This window comes from Buttiauxella sp. JUb87 (assembly GCF_004361975.1).
Taxonomy (GTDB): Bacteria; Pseudomonadota; Gammaproteobacteria; order Enterobacterales; family Enterobacteriaceae; genus Buttiauxella; species Buttiauxella ferragutiae.
Genome location: NZ_SNVY01000001.1, coordinates 1,213,324 through 1,233,703, shown reverse-complemented (window position 1 = coordinate 1,233,703; position 20,380 = coordinate 1,213,324). Strand labels below are relative to the sequence as shown.

Sequence of the window (20,380 nt, the reverse complement as noted above, 5' to 3'; positions counted from 1 at the left end):
ATGTTCAACAAAATATTGGTTGTCTGTGTGGGGAACATCTGCCGTTCCCCAACCGCTGAGCGGTTACTGAAAAGTTATCACCCGCAGCTTACCGTGACCTCGGCGGGGCTCGGGGCACTGGTGGGGAAAGGGGCGGATGTTGGCGCTGTACGTGTGGCGCAACAACATAACCTCTCACTTGAGGGGCATTGCGCGAAACAGATCTCCGGCAAACTGTGTCGCGAATACGATCTGATTCTTGCGATGGAAAAGCGCCATATTTCGGCAATTTGCGAAATGGCTCCAGAGATGCGCGGCAAGGTGATGTTGTTTGGTCACTGGGATGCGGAGCGGGAAATTCCCGACCCGTATCGCAAAAGCCACGACGCTTTTGAAGCGGTTTACGGTCTTCTGGACCAGAGCGCCCAAAAATGGGCTCATGCACTCAACGCTCATCAGGGATAACAATGACAGAAAAATCACACCGTTCGAGCGCCCCGACTGAGGGCAATGATGAAATTGATATTGGCCGATTGTTTGGTACGGTTCTCGAAGCCCGTTGGTGGGTTTTGGGGATCACGGCAATCTTTGCAGTGCTGGCGATGGTTTATGCGCTGTGTGCCACGCCAATTTATAAAGCCGACGCCCTGGTGCAAATCGAGCAAAACGCTGGTAACTCACTGGTCAATAATATTAGCTCCGCACTGTCTAACAAACCACCAGCCTCTGCCGCAGAAATTCAGCTGATTCAGTCGCGTCTGGTGCTGGGTAAAACGGTTGATGATCTTAACCTTGATATTGCGGTGCAGAAAAACAGTTTCTGGCTGTTGGGTGCCGGTTGGGATCGGCTACAAGGTCGTCAGAATGACACCGTCGTCGTAGACTCTTTTACCCTTCCGGCAGGGCAGGGCAAAAATCTCTTTACCCTGGAAGTGCTCAGCCCAACGCAGTATTTACTGACCAGCGATAACGGGCTCAGCGCGAAAGGGCAGGTAGGGCAACCGCTAAGCAAAGATGGCATCACCATCAATGTGAATGCGATTAAAGCACAGCCTGGCGATAGCTTTACGGTGACCAAATACTCCACGCTCGGCATGATAAACCAAATTCAGGGCAACCTGACGGTGGCCGAAAATGGCAAAGACACCGGGGTGCTGAGTCTCTCTTATACCGGAGAAGACAAAGAGCAAATCCGCGCAATCCTCGACAGCATCACCCGCAACTATCTTGAGCAGAACATCCAGCGTAAATCGGAAGAGGCGGCGAAAAGCCTGAAATTCCTCGCCGAACAACTGCCGGACGTGCGCAGTCGTCTTGATGCGGCAGAAAACAAACTGAACGCCTATCGTCAACAGCAAGACTCCGTTGACCTGTCACTGGAAGCGAAATCTGTCCTCGACACCATGGTGAATATTGATGCGCAGCTCAACGAGTTGACCTTCAAAGAGGCTGAAATCTCCAAGCTTTACACCAAAGTGCATCCGGCTTACCGCACGCTATTGGAAAAGCGCCAGACCCTGGAAGAGGAAAAAGCTCGCCTGAACGGGCGTGTGACCGCGATGCCGAAAACTCAGCAGGAAATCGTGCGTTTAACGCGTGATGTTGAGTCCGGCCAGCAGGTTTACATGCAGTTGTTGAACAAACAGCAAGAGCTGAAAATCACGGAAGCCAGCACGGTCGGCGATGTGCGCATTGTCGATGGGGCGATCACCCAACCGGGCATGGTCAAACCGCAACGCGCGCTGATTATCTTTGGCAGCATTATTCTCGGCCTGATGTTATCGATTATGGGCGTGTTGTTACGTTCGCTGTTCAACCGTGGCATTGAAAGCCCGGCGGCACTGGAGGAAGCGGGAATTGGTGTCTACGCCAGTATCCCACTTTCTGAATGGCAGAAATCCCACGACAACGCCATTGTGCGCAATGTTAAAGGGGCGAAACGCAATAAACAGAGCCAATTGCTGGCGGTGGGCAACCCGACGGACCTGGCCATCGAAGCGATTCGTAGCCTGCGCACCAGTCTGCACTTCGCCATGATGCAGGCGTCAAACAATGTGCTGATGTTAACTGGCGTCAGCCCGTCCATTGGTAAAACGTTTGTTTGTGCCAACCTTGCGGCGGTAATTAGCCAGACTAACAAGCGCGTGCTGTTGATCGACTGCGATATGCGCAAAGGCTATACCCACGAATTGCTGGGCACGACCAATACCAATGGACTGGCAGAAGTGTTGACAGGCCAGGCAGATATTACCCGCTGCGCACAAAAAACCTCGGTGCCTAATTTCGACCTCGTGCCGCGTGGCGTGGTGCCATCCAACCCTTCCGAACTCTTAATGAGCGAGCGTTTTGGCGAACTGGTGAGCTGGGCAAGCAAGAACTATGACCTGGTGTTAATCGATACCCCGCCTATTCTGGCCGTGACCGATGCCGCAGTGGTTGGCCGCCATGCTGGCACCACGCTGATGGTGGCGCGTTATGCGGTGAATACGCTCAAAGAAGTCGAAGCCAGCCTCAGCCGCTTTGAACAAAACGGCATCGCCGTGCGTGGCGTGATCCTCAACTCAATCTTCCGCCGCGCGGCAGGATACGAGGATTACGGTTACTACGAGTACGAATATAAATCTGATGCGAAATAGATAAGTTTGTCGTCCTCACCCTAACCCTCTCCCCAGGAGAGGGGATCTATTGCTCCTTCTCCCTCAGGGAGAAGGCCGGGATGAGGGTTGTTTACCACTGACTCGTCATAAAAAATTTCAAGGGGAGTGTCATGAAACGCCCACTTATCTCTATCTATATGCCGACCTGGAACCGCCAGCAGTTGGCGATCCGCGCCATCAAATCGGTGTTGCGTCAGGATTACGAAAACTGGGAAATGTTAATCGTGGATGACTGTTCCTCCTCCTTTGAACAGCTCCAGCGTTTTGTCGACGAACTCGGCGATGCTCGTGTGCGCTACATGCGCAATGATTTCAACTCTGGTGCGTGTTCGGTGCGTAACCAGGCCATCAGCCAGGCTTTGGGCGAACTCATTACCGGGATTGACGACGACGACGAATGGACGCCCAACCGTCTGTCGGTTTTTTTGGCGCATCAACACCAACTGGTGACGCACGCTTTCTTGTATGCCAATGACTATGTTTGCGAAGGCCAGGTTTACTCGCAGCCAGCCAGCCTGCCGCTGTACCCGAAATCGCCGTTTTCCTTAAAGCTGTTTTATAAGCGCAATATCATCGGCAACCAGGTGTTTACCTACGCCGATCGCTTCAAAGCCTGCCTGTTTGATACCTCGCTGGCTGCCGCTCAGGATTACGACATTTTCCTGCGCATGGTGGTGGAATACGGCCAGCCCTGGAAAGTGGAAGAAGCCACGCAAATTCTGCATATCAACCACGGCGAAATGCAGATAACCAAATCCCCGAAAAAGTTCGCCGGTTACTTTCACTTCTATCAAAAGCACAAAGACAAATTCGACCGCGCCAGCAAGAAATACCAGCTGTTTACGCTCTATCAAATTCGCAATAAGCGCATGTCTTTGCGCACCTTATTAGCGTTGCTGAGTGTGCGTAACACCAAACGCCTGGCTGATGGATTACGGGGGAAATAACGGTGCTTGAAGATCTGCGCGCAAACTCCTGGAGCCTTCGCCCATGCTGCATGGTGCTGGCTTATCGCATAGCCCACTTTTGCTCGGTATGGCGTAAAAAAAGTGTCATTAACAACCTCTGGGCTGCACCCGTCATCCTGCTGTATCGCTTTATCACCGAGTGCCTGTTTGGTTATGAAATCCAGGCGGGTGCCACCATCGGACGCCGCTTCACCATTCACCACGGTTATGCCGTGGTGATTAATAAATTCGTGGTCGCTGGCGATGATTTCACTATTCGTCACGGCGTCACTATTGGCAATCGCGGCAAAAACCTCGCCTGCCCGGTGATTGGCAACGGGGTTGAACTGGGCGCGAACGTGGTGATTATTGGTGATATCACTTTGGGTCATAACGTGACTGTCGGTGCGGGCAGTGTGGTACTGGACAGCGTGCCGGATGGGGCGTTAGTGGTCGGCCAGAAAGCGCAGATAAAGGTTATAAAATGAATATCATGCAATTTAACGTGCGCCTCGCCGAAGGCGGTGCTGCTGGTGTGGCGCTGGATCTCCACCAACGCGCCCGCGCGGCGGGTTTCAGTTCCCGTTTTATCTACGGTTACGGCAAAGGCGGTAAGAAAAGCGCCAGCCACGATAAATTCCCTGGTGTGGAAAAACATACGCCACGCCTGACTTCAATTGCCAACATTGTGCTATTTCGCTTTTTTAACCGCGACCCGTTTGGCAACCTCAATAACCTGTATCACAAAGTGACGCGTAGCGCGGGCCCCGTGGTTCTGCATTTCCACGTCGTTCACAGCTACTGGTTGAATCTCGAAGAGATGGTGACATTTTGCCAGCGCGTCAAAGCGCATAAGCCGGATGTCACGTTTGTCTGGACGCTGCACGATCACTGGAGCATTACCGGGCGTTGTGCGTTTCTCGACGGCTGCGACGGCTGGAAAACCGGCTGCCAAAAATGCCCTTCTTTGAATAACTATCCGCCAGTGAAGCGCGACCGCGCTCATCTGTTGATCGACAGCAAGCGTCAGCTGTTTCGCGAAATGTTAGCACTGGGCTGCCAGTTTATTTCCCCGAGCCAGCATGTAGCCGATGCCTTTAACCGCATTTACGGGGCAGGGCGCTGCAAAATCATTAACAACGGCATCGATGTGGCAACCGAAGCGATTCTGGCAGAACTGCCGCTGACGCACGCAGCACGAACAAAACCGAAAGTCGCCGTAGTGGCGCACGATTTACGTTATGACGGCAAAACCAATCAGCAACTGGTGCAGGCGATAATGGCACTGGGCGACGAAATCGAGTTGCACACCTTCGGTAAATTCTCGCCATTTAACGGCGCGAACGTCGTCAACCACGGTTACATGACCGATAAAAAAGCGCTGATGAGCCAGCTGAATGAAATGGACTCGCTGGTGTTTAGCTCGCAGGTGGATAACTACCCGCTGATTTTGTGCGAAGCGTTGTCGATTGGCGTGCCGGTGATTGCCACGCAAAGTGAAGCGGCAGATGAAGTGCTGCGCAAAGTCGGTGGTAAAACCTTTAGCGATGGGCGCGTGCTTGAACTGGTGAAAATGCCAAAAGAACAACTGGCGCAGCAGGTGTTTGGCAAAGAGTTGCCGGCGTTTAAAAGCGCCAGTCGCCAGGCGTTTAGTGGACAACAGATGCTGGAGGAGTATGTCTCGTTCTATCAAAATCTGTAGTTATCTGCTGCTGCCGTTCATCTATCTGGTGGTCAACGTCAAGTTGGCCTCACTGGGGGAAAGCTTCCCGATAACGATAGTGACCTTCTTGCCCGCGATCCTCTTTTTGTACATTGAACGCATCAACGTAAAAAAATTGATGATTGCGTTGGGCATTGGCGCGGGGCTGACGGCATTTAACTACATCTTTGGTCAATCGCTGGATGCCAGTAAATATGTCACCTCGACACTATTGTTTGTTTATATCGTGCTGATTCTGGCGATGACCTGGAGCTGCCGCTTCAAAACTATTTCACAGCATAATCACCATAAAATACTAAGGGTATTTTATGGTGTAGTCGGCATTATTGTGATGCTGGCTGCGGCGGAAATGGCACAGATTATTCTGACTGGCGGCAGTAGCCTGATTGAGAAAATTTCGAAGTTTCTTATTTACAGTAATAGCTATGTTCTGAACTTTATTAGCTTTGGCGGTAAGCGAACGACGGCATTGTATTTTGAGCCAGCATTTTTTGCTCTGGCATTAATCTCAATTTGGCTCAGTATCAAACAGTTCGGTATCAAAACGCCAAAAATTGATGGTATGATTCTGGCAGGGATAATTCTTTCAGGATCGTTTTCAGGGGTAATGACTTTTATCCTGTTTTATCTTCTTGAATGGGCATTTCAGTACCTTAATAAAAATGCCATAAAGAAGAAGTTGCCTCTGGCAATTATTTCTCTTTCCGTATTTTTAGTCGGGTTGATATTCGCATTCCCTTATATCGCGACGCGTCTTGGCGATTTAGGAACGGAAGGGTCGTCATCGTATTATCGTATCATTGGTCCGTTAGCGATGGTCGGATATTCATTGAGCAATATCGATGGGGTGGTTCGTTTCGGATCTTTATATGAATATGTCGCATCATTCGGAATCTTTAACGGTGCGGATGTCGGTAAAACAGTAGACAATGGTTTGTATCTGCTGATTATTTATTTTTCCTGGTTCGCAGTATTACTGACAATTTGGTATATGTCGAAAGTCGTTAAAATGATGCGCACGGCGTTTGGGAATAATGAAAATTTCCGTGTGCAATTATGGCTTTTTACGCCTGTATCACTCTTTTTTACCGGCTCAATATTTAGCCCTGAATATGCGTTCTTAATTGTTTGCCCATTTATTTTGCGTAAGGCACTCAAAATTACGAACACCTGAGGTCCAATATGTTATTAAGTGTCATCACTGTTGCTTATAAAAATCTCGCCGGTATAGAAAAAACCTGGCAGTCGCTGGCTCACTTAGCAAAGGCACCAGGCATCACATTTGAGTGGGTTGTGGTGGATGGCGCCTCAAACGACGGCACGGCAGAATTTCTGGAAAACCTCAACGGTCAGTACCAGTTACGCTATGTCAGCGAGAAAGATAACGGCATTTATGATGCGATGAACAAAGGTATTGAGATGGCTCAAGGCCGTTATGCTTTGTTCCTCAATTCAGGTGACATTTTCCATTCGGATATCATCACTGTCGCGCATCAGCTCGCTGCTATGCCGCTAACCGATAATGCAATGGTGATTGGTGATGCATTATTAGACTTTGGTGATGGCACCAAAATAGAACGCCGGGCAAAGCAGGGCTGCTATATCTACCATAGTTTACCCGCCAGCCATCAGGCGATATTTTTCCCGATGTCTGGGCTGCGCAAATATCCTTACGATCTGCAATATAAAGTTTCATCTGATTACGCGTTAGCCGCCAGAATGTATAAAAAAGGCTATGCATTTAAACGCGTCAAGGGTCTGGTATCCGAATTTTCCATGGGTGGCGTGTCGACTTCAAATAATATTGAGCTGTGTCGGGATGCAAGAAATGTGCAGCGCAAAATATTAGGCGTGCCGGGTTTTATTGCAGAATTATCTTACAGGCTTCGTTTGCGTACCACTGGAAAAGCTAAAGCACTTTATAACAAAGCATAAGGTGGATGATGCTGGCGCTTATCCACCCTACAACTACGACTGACCCGTAGGTCGGATAAGCGTAAGCGCCATCCGACAAAGTGAATAAGAGAATATTATGCAAGAATTAAATGGCTTCTCGGTACCGAAAGGTTTCCGTGGCGGGCACCCTATTAAGGTTCAACTGTGGTGGGCGGTACAAGCAACATTATTTGCCTGGTCGCCACAAGTTTTATATCGCTGGAGAGCCTTTTTATTGCGTTTATTCGGCGCACGAATTGGCAAAGGCGTGGTGATACGTCCGTCAGTGAAAATTACTTATCCATGGAAATTAACTCTTGGCGATTATGCCTGGGTGGGCGATGACGCGGTGTTATATACGCTGGGTGACATTACCATCGGCGCAAATTCCGTGGTGTCACAAAAGTGTTATTTATGTACCGGTAGTCACGATTATATGAGCAAACATTTCGATATTACTGCCACACCAATTGTTATTGGTGAGAAATGCTGGCTGGCAACAGATGTATTTGTTTCACCTGGCGTGACGATTGGCAATGGCACCGTCGTCGGTGCGCGCAGCAGTATTTATAAATCATTACCGGCGAATGCCGTTTGCCGGGGTAACCCGGCTGTAGTGGTTCGGGAACGTATTACGCCCTAATGGGGTTAAACGTCGCCCTCACCCTAGCCCTCTCCCCCAGGAGAGGGGACCGCTCGGTGTTCTCCCTCTCCCTGAGGGAGAGGGTTGGGGTGAGGGGGATGTCGACATGTTAAAAGAGGAAAAATCCATTATGACTAAAGTAGCTCTCATCACGGGTGTAACCGGGCAAGACGGCTCCTATCTGGCGGAACTGCTGCTGGAAAAAGGTTATGAAGTTCACGGTATTAAACGTCGTGCTTCTTCTTTCAACACCGAACGTGTTGACCATATTTACCAGGATCCGCATTCCGGTAATCCTAAATTCCATCTGCACTACGGTGATCTGACGGACAGCTCCAACCTGACCCGTATTCTTTCCGAAGTGCAGCCGGATGAAGTGTATAACCTGGGCGCAATGAGCCACGTTGCGGTTTCATTTGAATCGCCGGAATACACCGCCGACGTTGATGCGATGGGGACTTTACGTCTACTGGAAGCGATTCGTTTCTTAGGCCTTGAGAAGAAAACCCGTTTCTATCAGGCATCCACTTCTGAGTTGTACGGCCTGGTACAAGAAACGCCGCAAAAGGAAACCACGCCTTTCTATCCGCGTTCACCGTATGCCGTCGCCAAACTTTATGCTTACTGGATAACCGTAAACTACCGCGAATCCTACGGCATGTACGCCTGTAACGGCATTTTGTTCAACCACGAATCCCCACGCCGTGGCGAAACCTTCGTGACCCGCAAAATCACCCGCGCTATCGCCAACATCGCACAGGGCCTGGAAAAATGCCTGTATCTGGGCAACATGGATTCCCTGCGTGACTGGGGCCATGCCAAAGACTACGTGAAGATGCAGTGGATGATGCTGCAACAAGAAACTCCAGAAGATTTCGTGATTGCCACCGGTGTGCAGTATTCCGTGCGTCAGTTCGTGGAAATGTCAGCCGCGCAACTGGGTATCAAACTGCGCTTTGAAGGCACTGGCGTTGACGAGAAGGGCATCGTTGTTTCTGTTACGGGCCACGACGCACCTGGTGTGAAACCAGGCGACGTGATTGTCTCCGTTGACCCACGTTATTTCCGTCCTGCTGAAGTGGAAACTCTGCTGGGCGACCCAACCAAAGCTCACGAAAAGCTGGGCTGGAAACCAGAAATCACGCTTAAAGAGATGGTTGGCGAGATGGTCGCTAAAGATCTGGAAGCGGCGAAAAAACACTCGTTGCTTAAGTCACACGGCTACGAGGTTGCCATCGCGCTGGAGTCCTGAGCATGAATAAACAACGTATCTTTGTTGCCGGCCATCGCGGGATGGTCGGTTCCGCCATCGTGCGCCAGCTTGAGCAACGTGCAGACGTTGAACTGGTGCTGCGTAACCGTGACGAGCTGAACCTGCTGGATGGCGCGGCGGTTAACGCTTTCTTTGCAGAACAGCGTATTGACCAGGTTTACCTGGCGGCGGCAAAAGTCGGCGGAATTGTGGCGAACAACACTTATCCGGCGGACTTCATCTACGAAAACTTGATTATCGAGAGCAACATTATTCACAGCGCGCATACGCACAATGTCAATAAGTTGCTGTTCCTCGGCTCATCGTGCATTTACCCAAAAATGGCGAACCAGCCGATGGCGGAAAGCGAGCTGCTGCAAGGCACGCTTGAAGCGACTAACGAGCCGTATGCGATTGCCAAAATCGCCGGGATAAAACTGTGCGAGTCGTATAACCGCCAGTACGGTCGCGATTACCGTTCGGTGATGCCGACTAATTTGTATGGCCCGCACGATAACTTCCACCCAAGCAATTCGCACGTAATCCCTGCGTTACTGCGCCGTTTCCACGAAGCGACACAGCAAAACTCGCCGGATGTGGTGGTGTGGGGCAGCGGCACGCCAATGCGTGAGTTCCTGCATGTTGATGATATGGCGGCAGCCAGCATCCACATTATGGAACTGGCTAGCGAAGTGTGGCAGGAAAATACCGAGCCCATGCTTTCGCATATTAACGTCGGCACCGGTGTGGATTGCACCATCCGCGAACTGGCGCAAACCATCGCCAAAGTCACGGGATACCGTGGCCGTGTGGTATTTGATGCCACCAAACCCGATGGCACGCCGCGCAAACTGTTGGATGTAACGCGCCTGCGCCGTTTGGGTTGGTATCCGGAAATCACTCTGGAACCTGGCCTTGCCAGCACCTACCAGTGGTTCCTCGAAAACCAGAAACGGTTCCGGGGGTAATGATGTTTCTGAGTGCTGAAGACTTCGCCACCGTTGTCCGCTCCACGCCGCTTCTCTCCATCGATCTGATTGTTGAAAATCAGGCCGGCGAGTTCCTGTTGGGGCAACGCACTCAGCGCCCGGCACAGAACTTTTGGTTCGTGCCGGGTGGCCGGGTACGCAAAGATGAAACTCTGGAGCGGGCTTTTGCGCGCTTAACCGAGGCTGAATTAGGCACGCCGCGCACGCTGCAGGACGGTGAGTTTTACGGCGTGTGGCAGCACTTCTATGACGACAACTTCTCCGGCCCCGAATTTTCCACGCACTACATCGTGCTGGGGTTTCGCCTGCGCGTCGACGCTGATGCGCTGCAACTGCCGGACGCGCAGCACAGTGATTATCAGTGGTTAACACCTGCTGATTGGCTTGCACGCGGCGATGTGCATGACAACAGTCGCGCTTATTTCCTTGCTGGTAAGACAGAAAAGGTCATCGGATTATGAAGATTCTGGTCTACGGCATTAACTATTCACCGGAGCTGACGGGCATCGGCAAATACACCGGCGAGATGGTGGAATGGATGACGCGCCAGGGCCATGAGGTGCGGGTGATTACCGCACCACCTTACTATCCGGTCTGGGAAGTGCATCCCGATTATTCCGCCTGGAAGTACCAGAAAGAAGTGGGGGCCGCCACCGTCTGGCGCTGCCCGTTGTATGTACCAAAGCAGCCTTCAACCTTAAAGCGCCTGATTCATTTGGGCAGCTTTGCACTGAGCTCTTTATTCCCGCTGCTGGCGCAACGCCGCTGGAAGCCGGATCGCATTATCGGCGTGGTGCCGACGTTGTTTTGTGTGCCGGGCATGCGCCTGCTCGCAAAACTCAGCGGCGCACGCACCTTGCTCCATATTCAGGATTACGAAGTCGACGCGATGCTCGGCCTCGGAATGGCGGGCAAAAAGCAGGGCAAAGTGGCGCGCCTGGCGCAGCGCTTTGAACAGAGCGGTCTGCATAACGTCGACAACGTTTCGACGATTTCCCGTTCGATGATGAACAAAGCGGCCGAAAAGGGTGTTGATCCTAAACGCGTGATCTTCTTCCCTAACTGGTCGGAAGTGGAGCGTTTTCACGGTATTTCCCGCGAAGAAATTCTGGCGGTACAAACCCACCTGCAACTTCCGGTTGATAAAAAAATCATCCTCTATTCCGGCAACATCGGCGAAAAGCAGGGGCTGGAAACGGTGATTGAAGTGGCGGAGCGTTTTGCACTCCAGCCGTATGTATTCGTGATTGTTGGCCAGGGAGGCGGCAAAGCTCGCCTGCAAAAACTCACACAAGACAAAGGGCTGCACAACGTGGTGTTCCATCCGTTGCAGCCTTACGACGCGCTGCCCGCTTTGCTAAAACTCGCCGATTGCCATCTGGTTATCCAGCGCCGTGGTGCGGCTGATGCCGTGCTGCCATCAAAACTGACCAACATTCTTGCGGTGGGCGGCAATGCGGTGATTACCGCAGAAGCAGACACCGAGCTTGGCCAGCTTTGTGAGGCGTTTTCCGGTATTGCGGTGTGTGTCGAACCGGAATCGGTTGACGCCTTAGCCGAGGGCATAGAGCGCTGCCTGCAACTTCCAGAACACAACACTGTGGCATGTGACTATGCCGAGCGCACGCTCGAGAAAAACAGCGTGTTGAATCAATTTATTGCGGACATTCAGGGTTAATTATGACTCATTCCAGACTCTATCCGGTCATCATGGCTGGAGGAAACGGCAGCCGTTTGTGGCCGTTGTCCCGCGTGCTTTACCCGAAACAGTTCCTGTGCCTGAAAGGCGAACTGACAATGTTGCAAACCACCGTTAGCCGTTTAAACGGCGTCGAGTGCGAAAGCCCGGTGGTGATTTGCAATGAAGAACACCGTTTTATCGTCGCCGAACAACTGCGTGAGTTGAACAAGCTGACGGAAAATATTGTGCTGGAGCCTGCCGGGCGCAATACCGCACCGGCAATCGCGCTGGCGGCACTGGCGGCGAAGCGTAACCAGCCGGATACCGATCCGCTGATGCTGATCCTCGCTGCCGACCACGTTATCCAGGACGAAGAAGCCTTCCGAAGTGCGGTGCGTAATGCGTTGCCGTATGCCGAAGCCGGGAAACTGGTCACCTTTGGCATCGTGCCTGACTTACCAGAAACCGGCTACGGCTACATTCGCCGTGGCGAAGTTGCCAGTCTCATTACCCCAGACGCGGATGCCGTGGCCTTTGGCGTGGCGCAGTTTGTCGAAAAACCGGATATCGACACCGCGCAGGCTTACGTTGCCAGCGGTGAATATTACTGGAACAGCGGCATGTTCCTGTTCCGCGCCGGGCGCTACCTGGAAGAGCTGAAAAAATTCCGCCCGGAAATTCTCAGCGCCTGCGAAAAAGCGATGGCAAATATCGACCCGGATCTTGATTTTGTGCGTGTCGATGAAGCCGCATTCCTCGCCTGTCCGGATGAATCCATCGACTACGCGGTAATGGAAAAGACCGCCGACGCCGTGGTAGTACCGATGGACGCGGGCTGGAGCGATGTCGGTTCATGGTCATCGCTGTGGGAAATCAGCACCAAAAACCAACAAGGCAATGTGCATCACGGCGATGTCATCAGCCACTCTACCGAGAACAGTTACATCTATGCCGAGTCCGGTCTGGTGACCACCGTTGGCGTGAAAGATCTGATTGTTGTGCAGACCAAAGATGCGGTGCTGATTGCCGACCGCGACCACGTGCAAAGCGTGAAGAAAGTGGTGGAGCAAATCAAATTTGATGGCCGCCATGAACACCATAACCACCGCGAAGTATATCGCCCGTGGGGCAAATACGACTCCATCGACGAAGGCGAACGCTACCAGGTGAAACGCATCACCGTGAAACCGGGCGAGGGCCTGTCTTTGCAAATGCACCACCACCGTGCCGAGCACTGGATTGTGGTGGCGGGTACCGCAAAAGTGACACTGGGTGAGGAAGTGAAACTGCTGGGCGAAAACGAGTCCATCTACATTCCGCTGGGCGTCACGCACTGCCTGGAAAACCCAGGGAAAATCCCCCTTGATCTGATTGAAGTGCGTTCCGGCACTTACCTCGAAGAAGACGACATTGTGCGTTTTCAGGACCGGTACGGGCGAATTTAGCTTTTGTCGGATGACGCTGTGCTTATCCGACCTACGAAATCTGTTGCTCCAGGGAGCGAAAATGACACAGAAACTGACCTGTTTTAAAGCCTACGACATTCGTGGTCGCCTGGGCGAAGAGTTGAACGAAGACATTGCTGAACGTATTGGCCGCGCGTATGGCGAGTACCTGAAGCCGAAAACCATCGTGCTGGGTGGTGACGTGCGCCTGACCAGTGAAACCCTGAAGCTGGCATTAGCGAAAGGATTGCAGGACGCGGGCGTCGACGTGCTGGATATCGGACTGTCGGGCACCGAAGAGATCTATTTTGCCACCTGGCATCTGGACGTGGACGGCGGCATCGAAGTGACCGCCAGCCATAACCCGATGGACTACAACGGCATGAAACTGGTACGCGAAGGGGCACGCCCGATCAGCGGCGATACCGGCCTGCGTGATGTGCAGCGTCTGGCGGAAGCTAACGATTTCCCGCCGGTAGATACGGCTGCTCGCGGCAGCTACCAGAAGATTTCCGTGGTTGAGGCGTATATCGACCACCTGTTCTCGTACATCAATGTGGCCAATATCAAACCGCTGAAGCTGGTGATTAACTCCGGTAACGGCGCGGCAGGCCCGATTGTCGATGCCATCGAAGCGCGTTTTAAATCGCTCAATGTGCCGCTGACGTTTATCAAAGTCCACAACCAGCCTGACGGCAATTTCCCGAACGGTATCCCGAACCCGCTGCTGCCAGAGTGTCGCGATGACACCCGCAATGCGGTGATTGAACACGGTGCGGATATGGGGATTGCCTTTGACGGCGATTTCGACCGCTGCTTCCTGTTCGATGAGAAAGGGCAGTTTATCGAAGGCTATTACATCGTCGGCCTGCTGGCGGCGGCGTTCCTCGAAAAACAGCCGGGCGCGAAGATTATTCACGACCCGCGCCTGTCGTGGAACACGGTCGATATCGTGGAGCGCGCAGGTGGCACACCGGTGATGTCGAAAACTGGTCATGCGTTTATCAAAGAGCGGATGCGCCAGGAAGATGCGATTTACGGCGGTGAGATGAGCGCCCATCACTATTTCCGTGATTTTGCCTACTGCGACAGCGGGATGATCCCGTGGCTGTTGGTGACAGAACTGTTGTGTCTGAAGGGCAAAACTCTGGGCGAACTGGTGTGTGACCGCATGGCAGCGTGGCCGGCGAGCGGGGAAATCAACAGCAAACTGGCCGACCCGAAAGTTGCGATTGCACGGGTGCAGCAGCACTTTGCGCCACACGCTGAAGAAGTGGACCACACCGATGGCGTGAGCATGGCGTTTGCTGACTGGCGCTTTAACCTGCGGAGTTCAAATACCGAGCCGGTGGTGCGCCTGAATGTGGAATCTAAGCGCAATGAGCAGCTGATGCAGGCACGAACGCAGGAAATTATGGAACTGTTGAATCAGTGATCTGACCATGCATAGGTCGCCCTCACCCTAGCCCTCTCCCCCAGGAGAGAGGATGTTCTTTGTTCCCTCTTCTGGGGGAGAGGGGCGGGGTGAGGGGGAATTTTAATAAAGGTAAAACGATGACAAACCTAAAAAAGCGCGAGCTACCAAAAACCAACGCATCGTTGATCTCTATGGTGCAACGTTTTTCTGACATCACCATTATGTTTGTTGGGTTGTGGGTGGTGTGTCAGGTCAACGGGTTACCGTTTTTGTACATGCACTTACTGATGGCGCTCCTGGCTCTGGTAGTTTTCCAGATGATTGGCGGAATGACCGACTTTTACCGTTCATGGCGTGGGGTGAGGATCACCAGCGAGCTGATGTTGCTGCTGCAAAACTGGACGTTGAGCCTGATCTTTAGCGCCGGATTACTGGCGTTTAATCCCGACTTTGACGGATCTTTCTGGGTCTACCTGGCCTGGTACGTGCTGACGAGTTTCGGCATGATGCTGTGCCGTTCGTTTATCCGACTGGGTGCCGGTTGGTTGCGCAATATGGGCTACAACACGCGGCGTATTGCTATCGCCGGTTCGCTCCCGGTGGGTTATACGCTGGCCGAGAGTTTCCGCAACGAACCGTGGCTGGGCTTTGATGTCACGGGCGTGTATGACGACCAGCAACCAGAATCTCCGCATGGTGACTATGCGGGTTGTTTCGCAGATTTAGTGGAACAAGCACGCGCCGGACGTATCGACAATATCTACATCGCGATGGCGATGAGCGAAGAAGTACGCATTAAATCACTGGTGCGTGAGCTAACCGATACCACTTGTTCAGTGATGCTGATCCCCGATGTTTTCACCTTCAATATTCTGAACGCTCGCACTGAAGAAGTTAACGGTGTGCCCGTGGTTCCGCTATTTGATACGCCGCTCAACGGCATTAACCGCGTGCTGAAACGCCTCGAAGACATTGTGCTGTCTGCCATGATCCTGCTGTTTATTTCGCCGGTGTTGTTGTGCATCAGTGCGGTGGTGAAATTGACCTCCCCTGGCCCGGTTATCTTCCGCCAGACACGCTACGGCATGGACGGTAAACCGATCAAAGTCTGGAAATTCCGCTCCATGAAAGTGATGGAAAACGACAGCGTGGTCACGCAGGCCACCAAAGGCGACAAACGTGTGACGCCAGTTGGCAATTTCCTGCGCCGTACTTCTCTGGATGAACTGCCGCAATTTATCAATGTGCTGATGGGGGAGATGTCGATTGTCGGCCCGCGTCCACATGCGGTGGCGCATAACGAGCAATATCGCTCGCTAATTGAAGGCTACATGCTGCGCCATAAAGTGAAACCGGGGATTACCGGCTGGGCGCAAATCAACGGCTGGCGTGGCGAAACCGACACGCTGGAAAAAATGGAAAAGCGCGTGGAGTTTGACTTGGAATACATCCGCGAATGGAGCCTGTGGTTTGACATCAAAATTGTCTTCCTGACCATTTTCAAAGGCTTTGTTAACAAAGCTGCGTATTAGATGACAAACCTTTTGTAGGTCGGATAAGCCTCGCGTCATCCGACACTAACGACGTAAATGGTGGATGACGCATGCGCTTATCCACCCGACACATTAACGGATAACACCATGAGCCTGAGAGAAAAAACCATCAGCGGTGCTAAATGGTCTGCCATCGCCACGGTGATTATTATTAGCCTCGGCCTCGTGCAGATGACTTGGCTTGCACGCATTTTCGACAACCACGAATTTGGTTTGTTGACGGTATCGCTGGTGATTATTGCGCTGGCGGATACGTTGTCGGATTTTGGGATTGCCAACTCAATTATCCAGCGTAAGGAGATAAGCCATCTTGAGCTGACGACGCTGTACTGGCTAAACGTCGGCCTTGGCGTAGTCGTGTTCGCGTCGGTATTTTTACTCAGCGATGTTATCGCCTCGGTGCTGCGTACCCCGGCACTTGCCCCGTTGATTAAGACGCTTTCATTTGCATTTATCATCATCCCGCACGGCCAACAATTCCGCGCATTAATGCAAAAGGAACTCGAGTTTTCAAAGATTGGCTCGATTGAAACCGTTTCAGTGATGGCCGGCTTTAGTGTGACGGTTGGCGCTGCGATGTTTTACCCGTTTGCCATGACCGCGATTATGGGTTACCTGGTCAACACCACGGTACGTACCGCATTGTTTGGCTTCTTTGGCCGCAAAATCTATCGCCCTGGCCTGTATTTCTCGCTGAAATCGGTCAGTTCCAATCTGAAGTTTGGTGCATGGTTAACTGCAGACAGCATTATCAATTATGTGAACACCAACCTGTCCACGCTGGTGCTGGCGCGCATTCTTGGTGCCAGCATCGCTGGTGGTTACAACCTCGCTTACAACGTGGCGGTGGTGCCACCGATGAAGCTGAACCCGATTATCACTCGCGTGCTGTTTCCTGCCTTTGCCAAGATTCAGGACGATACCGACAAGTTACGTATCAACTTCTACAAACTGCTGTCGATTGTCGGGATAATTAATTTCCCGGCGCTACTCGGCCTGCTGGTGGTGTCGAATAATTTTGTGCCGCTGGTGTTTGGTGAGAAATGGCAGTTTATTACGCCAATCATGCAACTGCTGTGTGTGGTCGGGCTGCTGCGTTCTATCGGTAACCCCATCGGCTCGCTGCTGATGGCTAAAGCACGGGTTGATATCAGTTTTAAATTCAACGTATTCAAAACCTGTCTGTTCATCCCGGCGATTATTGTCGGTGGGCATCTCGCTGGTGCATTGGGCGTGACGTTTGGCTTCCTGTTTGTGCAGGTGGTGAACACCGTTCTGAGCTATTTCGTGATGATTAAGCCAGTGCTCGGTTCCAGTTATCGCCAGTACATTCAGAGCATCTGGCTGCCGTTTTATCTCTCTATTCCAACCGTTGTGGTCAGCGCTGCTTTGGGCATCGTCCTTAAAGGGCATCTTTCGCTCGGCCTGCTGGTCGGCGTGCAAATTGCAGCCGGTGTCCTGGCGTTTATCGTGATGCTGGCAGCCTCCCGTAATGCGCTGGTGGTAGAGATGAAGCGCCAGTTTATAAGAATTCCACCTCTCCCCGTGGGAGAGGGCCGGGGTCAGGGCCATGGCTAATTTCCCCCTCACCCTAACCCTCTCCCTCAAGGGAGAGGGAACAAGAGAACCCCATTTGAAAAAGAGGTCTATATGAAGTTATTGATTCTTGGCAACCACACTTGCGGCAACCGCGGTGACAGCGCCATTCTGCGCGGATTGATTGATGCCATCACCACGATTGATGACAGCGTCCAGGTCGATGTCATGAGCCGTTATCCAGTGAGTTCGGCCTGGCTATTGGGTCGCCCGGTGCTGGGTGACGGTCTGTATAAGCAGATGAAACAACATAACAACGCGGTCGGGCTGATGGGGCGCGTGAAAAAAGTCCTGCGCCGTAAGTACCAGCATCAGGTGTTGATGGCGAAAGCCACTGACAACGGGCGCTTGCGTAATATCTCTATCCCACAAGGGTTTATCGATTTCGTTAAGTCGCTGCAAAAGTATGACGCGATTATTCAGGTCGGTGGTTCGTTCTTTGTCGATTTGTATGGCGTTTCGCAGTTTGAACACGCGCTATGCAGTTTTATGGCGAAAAAGCCGGTCTACATGATTGGTCACAGCGTTGGACCATTCCAGGACCCGCAATTTAACCACCTGGCGAGCTATGTTTTCGGCCATGCCGAGGCGCTGATTTTACGCGAAACCGTCAGCCTGGATTTGATGAACCAAAGTAACATCGATAGCAGCAAAGTGGAGCAGGGCGTCGATACCGCCTGGTTGGTGGATCATCATAATGACAGTTTTGTGCCGAGCTACGCGGTGCAGCACTGGCTCAATACCATCAAACGCAAGAAAACGGTCGCCATTACGCTGCGTGAACTTGCACCTTTTGACAAACGTCTTGGCACCACGCAGCAAGCCTATGAGCAGGCATTTGCCTCGGTGGTGAATCGCGTGATTGACCAGGGTTATCAGGTACTGGCGCTCTCGACTTGTACCGGTATCGACAGTTACAACAAGGATGATCGCATGGTGGCGCTTAACCTGCGGCAGTATGTGAACTCTCCCGAGCAATATCACGTCGTCATGGATGAGCTTAATGACCTGGAAATGGGCAAGATTCTCGGTGAATGTGAGCTGACAGTTGGCACGCGTCTGCATTCCGCCATTATTTCGATGAACTTCGGCACCCCAGCGATTGCCATCAACTATGAACACAAATCCGCAGGCATTATGAAGCAGCTAGGCATGCCGGAAATGGCGATCGAAATCCGCCAGTTGTTGAATGGTTCCTTACAGAGCGTGGTAGCGGATGTGTTAGGGCAATTGCCGGCAATCAATGAACGCCTCGCGCATGCCGTGCGTGCCGAACGTGAAGATGGCCTGCGCATGGTGGAGTCAGTTCTGGCGCGCGTGAAGGGGGTGAAATGAAAGTCGGCTTCTTCTTGCTCAAATTTCCGGTGGCATCCGAGACTTTCGTGCTTAACCAAATCGTCGCGTTCATTGATATGGGCTATGAAGTGGAAATCGTCGCCATTCAAAAGGGCGATTTGACCCATACCCATTCGGCTTTCAAAGAGTACCAGCTCGCCGAGAAAACCACCTGGCTGATGGACGAGCCTGCGGGCAAGGTCGCAAAACTGCAATCCCGCGTGTTGAATACTTTGCGCGGTTCGCTGCGCCCACGAACCTGGCGCGCGCTCAATGCAAAACGCTATGGCGATGAAGCTCGTAATCTGATTCTCTCCTCGATTTGTGGCCGTAACCCACAATCTGTGCAGGCTGACGTCTTTATTGCCCACTTCGGCCCGGCGGGTGTGACAGCGGCAAAACTGCGTGAACTTGGCTTGCTGAAAGGCAAGATCGCCACGGTTTTCCACGGCATTGATATTTCGGGTCGTGAGGCTTTGGCGCATTACACCCCTGAATATCAAAAACTCTTTAGCCGTGGCGACTTGATGCTGCCAATCAGCAATTTGTGGGCAGGGCGTCTGCAAAAAATGGGCTGCCCGGCCAACAAAATTAGCGTGTCACGCATGGGCGTGGATATGGAGCGCTTCTCGCAGCGCCGCGTGAAAGCTCCCGCTAAAACGCTGGAGATTATCTCGGTGGCACGGCTGACCGAGAAGAAAGGACTGCATGTGGCGATTGACGCCTGCTTGTTGTTAAAAGAGCGCGGCGTGAACTTTCGTTACAACATTCTTGGTATCGGCCCCTGGGAAACGCGCCTGCGCACGCTTATCGAACAGTATCAGCTCGACGATGTGGTGTTTATGCCTGGCTTTAAGCCGAATCACCAAGTGAAAGCGATGCTCGATGAAGCCGACTTATTCTTGCTGCCGTCGGTCACGGGTGAAGACGGCGATATGGAAGGGATCCCTGTCGCGCTGATGGAAGCGATGGCGGTCGGGATCCCGGTGCTTTCTACCGTACACAGCGGTATCCCGGAGTTGATTGACTCGGGGCGTTCTGGCTGGCTGGTACCAGAAAACGATGCGGGAGCGCTGGCAGATAGCTTGCAGGACTTCGGCAATATCGATGAAAGCGAGCTAAAACCGATGCTGAGTTTGGCTCGTAACAAAGTTGAAACCGAGTTCAATCAAAAAGTTATCTATCAGAACTTAGCTCGCCAGTTACAGATGTTAAGTATGTAATGAGG

The 20,380-nt window shown here is 52.3% G+C and carries 18 protein-coding genes; all 18 read left to right on the top strand.

Going from position 1 to position 20,380, the window contains the following annotated elements; genetic code table 11:
- Positions 1-444: a low molecular weight protein-tyrosine-phosphatase Wzb gene (gene wzb / locus EC843_RS05895; RefSeq protein ID WP_064545197.1), complete on the top strand. Its 444-nt coding sequence runs from the start codon at positions 1-3 to the stop codon at positions 442-444.
- A 2-nt stretch (positions 445-446) separates the two neighbouring features.
- Positions 447-2,615: a tyrosine-protein kinase Wzc gene (gene wzc, locus EC843_RS05890; protein WP_121815295.1), complete on the top strand. Its 2,169-nt coding sequence runs from the start codon at positions 447-449 to the stop codon at positions 2,613-2,615.
- A gap of 131 nt (positions 2,616-2,746) precedes the next feature.
- Positions 2,747-3,583 carry a colanic acid biosynthesis glycosyltransferase WcaA gene (gene wcaA, locus EC843_RS05885; RefSeq protein WP_064545201.1) on the top strand — a complete coding sequence of 279 codons (837 nt, stop codon included), beginning with the start codon at positions 2,747-2,749 and terminating at the stop codon, positions 3,581-3,583.
- A 2-nt stretch (positions 3,584-3,585) separates the two neighbouring features.
- A complete protein-coding gene (gene wcaB / locus EC843_RS05880) occupies positions 3,586-4,071 on the top strand; it encodes a colanic acid biosynthesis acetyltransferase WcaB (protein WP_074388546.1) in 486 nt (161 codons plus the stop codon).
- Positions 4,068-5,285, top strand: a complete 1,218-nt coding sequence (locus EC843_RS05875; RefSeq protein WP_133521888.1) for a glycosyltransferase — start codon at positions 4,068-4,070, stop codon at positions 5,283-5,285. The genes wcaB and EC843_RS05875 overlap by 4 nt, the downstream gene beginning before the upstream one ends.
- Positions 5,260-6,480, top strand: a complete 1,221-nt coding sequence (gene wcaD / locus EC843_RS05870) for a colanic acid polymerase WcaD (RefSeq protein WP_133521887.1) — start codon at positions 5,260-5,262, stop codon at positions 6,478-6,480. The genes EC843_RS05875 and wcaD overlap by 26 nt, the downstream gene beginning before the upstream one ends.
- Before the next feature lie 8 nt (positions 6,481-6,488).
- Entirely contained in the window at positions 6,489-7,241 is a 753-nt protein-coding gene (wcaE, locus tag EC843_RS05865) for a colanic acid biosynthesis glycosyltransferase WcaE (RefSeq protein WP_133521886.1), read from the top strand.
- Between the two features lie 97 nt (positions 7,242-7,338).
- A complete protein-coding gene (gene wcaF, locus EC843_RS05860; RefSeq protein ID WP_133521885.1) occupies positions 7,339-7,884 on the top strand; it encodes a colanic acid biosynthesis acetyltransferase WcaF in 546 nt (181 codons plus the stop codon).
- A gap of 130 nt (positions 7,885-8,014) precedes the next feature.
- Positions 8,015-9,136, top strand: coding sequence for a GDP-mannose 4,6-dehydratase (gene gmd / locus EC843_RS05855; protein WP_064545254.1), 1,122 nt, complete (start codon positions 8,015-8,017; stop codon positions 9,134-9,136).
- 2 nt (positions 9,137-9,138) lie between these two features.
- The gene (locus EC843_RS05850; protein WP_133521884.1) at positions 9,139-10,104 is read left to right on the top strand and encodes a GDP-L-fucose synthase; all 966 of its coding nucleotides are present in this window, start codon (positions 9,139-9,141) and stop codon (positions 10,102-10,104) included.
- A gap of 2 nt (positions 10,105-10,106) precedes the next feature.
- Positions 10,107-10,586, top strand: coding sequence for a GDP-mannose mannosyl hydrolase (locus tag EC843_RS05845; RefSeq protein WP_133522071.1), 480 nt, complete (start codon positions 10,107-10,109; stop codon positions 10,584-10,586).
- On the top strand, positions 10,583-11,803 hold the full coding sequence (locus EC843_RS05840; RefSeq protein WP_121815301.1) for a WcaI family glycosyltransferase: 1,221 nt from the start codon (positions 10,583-10,585) through the stop codon (positions 11,801-11,803). Before EC843_RS05845 ends, EC843_RS05840 begins: the two co-directional genes overlap by 4 nt.
- Positions 11,804-11,805: 2 nt before the next feature.
- Positions 11,806-13,251: a mannose-1-phosphate guanyltransferase gene (gene cpsB, locus EC843_RS05835; RefSeq protein ID WP_133521883.1), complete on the top strand. Its 1,446-nt coding sequence runs from the start codon at positions 11,806-11,808 to the stop codon at positions 13,249-13,251.
- 61 nt (positions 13,252-13,312) lie between these two features.
- Complete coding sequence (cpsG, locus tag EC843_RS05830) at positions 13,313-14,686, top strand: colanic acid biosynthesis phosphomannomutase CpsG (RefSeq protein WP_133521882.1); 1,374 nt, start codon at positions 13,313-13,315, stop codon at positions 14,684-14,686.
- 119 nt (positions 14,687-14,805) lie between these two features.
- A complete protein-coding gene (wcaJ, locus tag EC843_RS05825; protein ID WP_121815304.1) occupies positions 14,806-16,200 on the top strand; it encodes an undecaprenyl-phosphate glucose phosphotransferase in 1,395 nt (464 codons plus the stop codon).
- A 108-nt stretch (positions 16,201-16,308) separates the two neighbouring features.
- Complete coding sequence (locus EC843_RS05820; protein WP_133521881.1) at positions 16,309-17,799, top strand: MOP flippase family protein; 1,491 nt, start codon at positions 16,309-16,311, stop codon at positions 17,797-17,799.
- Positions 17,800-17,871: 72 nt separating this feature from the next.
- The gene (wcaK, locus tag EC843_RS05815; RefSeq protein ID WP_133521880.1) at positions 17,872-19,152 is read left to right on the top strand and encodes a colanic acid biosynthesis pyruvyl transferase WcaK; all 1,281 of its coding nucleotides are present in this window, start codon (positions 17,872-17,874) and stop codon (positions 19,150-19,152) included.
- Positions 19,149-20,375: a colanic acid biosynthesis glycosyltransferase WcaL gene (gene wcaL / locus EC843_RS05810; RefSeq protein ID WP_133521879.1), complete on the top strand. Its 1,227-nt coding sequence runs from the start codon at positions 19,149-19,151 to the stop codon at positions 20,373-20,375. Before wcaK ends, wcaL begins: the two co-directional genes overlap by 4 nt.
- Positions 20,376-20,380 lie beyond the last annotated feature (5 nt).

What these genes read in the sequence shown, in the direction of transcription:
- wzb (WP_064545197.1), top strand. Translation starts at nt 1, where the DNA reads ATGTTCAACAAAATATTGGTTGTCTGTGTGGGGAACATCTGCCGTTCC.
- wzc (WP_121815295.1), top strand. Translation starts at nt 447, where the DNA reads ATGACAGAAAAATCACACCGTTCGAGCGCCCCGACTGAGGGCAATGAT.
- wcaA (WP_064545201.1), top strand. Translation starts at nt 2,747, where the DNA reads ATGAAACGCCCACTTATCTCTATCTATATGCCGACCTGGAACCGCCAG.
- EC843_RS05875 (WP_133521888.1), top strand. Translation starts at nt 4,068, where the DNA reads ATGAATATCATGCAATTTAACGTGCGCCTCGCCGAAGGCGGTGCTGCT.
- wcaD (WP_133521887.1), top strand. Translation starts at nt 5,260, where the DNA reads ATGTCTCGTTCTATCAAAATCTGTAGTTATCTGCTGCTGCCGTTCATC.
- wcaE (WP_133521886.1), top strand. Translation starts at nt 6,489, where the DNA reads ATGTTATTAAGTGTCATCACTGTTGCTTATAAAAATCTCGCCGGTATA.
- wcaF (WP_133521885.1), top strand. Translation starts at nt 7,339, where the DNA reads ATGCAAGAATTAAATGGCTTCTCGGTACCGAAAGGTTTCCGTGGCGGG.
- gmd (WP_064545254.1), top strand. Translation starts at nt 8,015, where the DNA reads ATGACTAAAGTAGCTCTCATCACGGGTGTAACCGGGCAAGACGGCTCC.
- EC843_RS05850 (WP_133521884.1), top strand. Translation starts at nt 9,139, where the DNA reads ATGAATAAACAACGTATCTTTGTTGCCGGCCATCGCGGGATGGTCGGT.
- EC843_RS05845 (WP_133522071.1), top strand. Translation starts at nt 10,107, where the DNA reads ATGTTTCTGAGTGCTGAAGACTTCGCCACCGTTGTCCGCTCCACGCCG.
- EC843_RS05840 (WP_121815301.1), top strand. Translation starts at nt 10,583, where the DNA reads ATGAAGATTCTGGTCTACGGCATTAACTATTCACCGGAGCTGACGGGC.
- cpsB (WP_133521883.1), top strand. Translation starts at nt 11,806, where the DNA reads ATGACTCATTCCAGACTCTATCCGGTCATCATGGCTGGAGGAAACGGC.
- cpsG (WP_133521882.1), top strand. Translation starts at nt 13,313, where the DNA reads ATGACACAGAAACTGACCTGTTTTAAAGCCTACGACATTCGTGGTCGC.
- wcaJ (WP_121815304.1), top strand. Translation starts at nt 14,806, where the DNA reads ATGACAAACCTAAAAAAGCGCGAGCTACCAAAAACCAACGCATCGTTG.
- EC843_RS05820 (WP_133521881.1), top strand. Translation starts at nt 16,309, where the DNA reads ATGAGCCTGAGAGAAAAAACCATCAGCGGTGCTAAATGGTCTGCCATC.
- wcaK (WP_133521880.1), top strand. Translation starts at nt 17,872, where the DNA reads ATGAAGTTATTGATTCTTGGCAACCACACTTGCGGCAACCGCGGTGAC.
- wcaL (WP_133521879.1), top strand. Translation starts at nt 19,149, where the DNA reads ATGAAAGTCGGCTTCTTCTTGCTCAAATTTCCGGTGGCATCCGAGACT.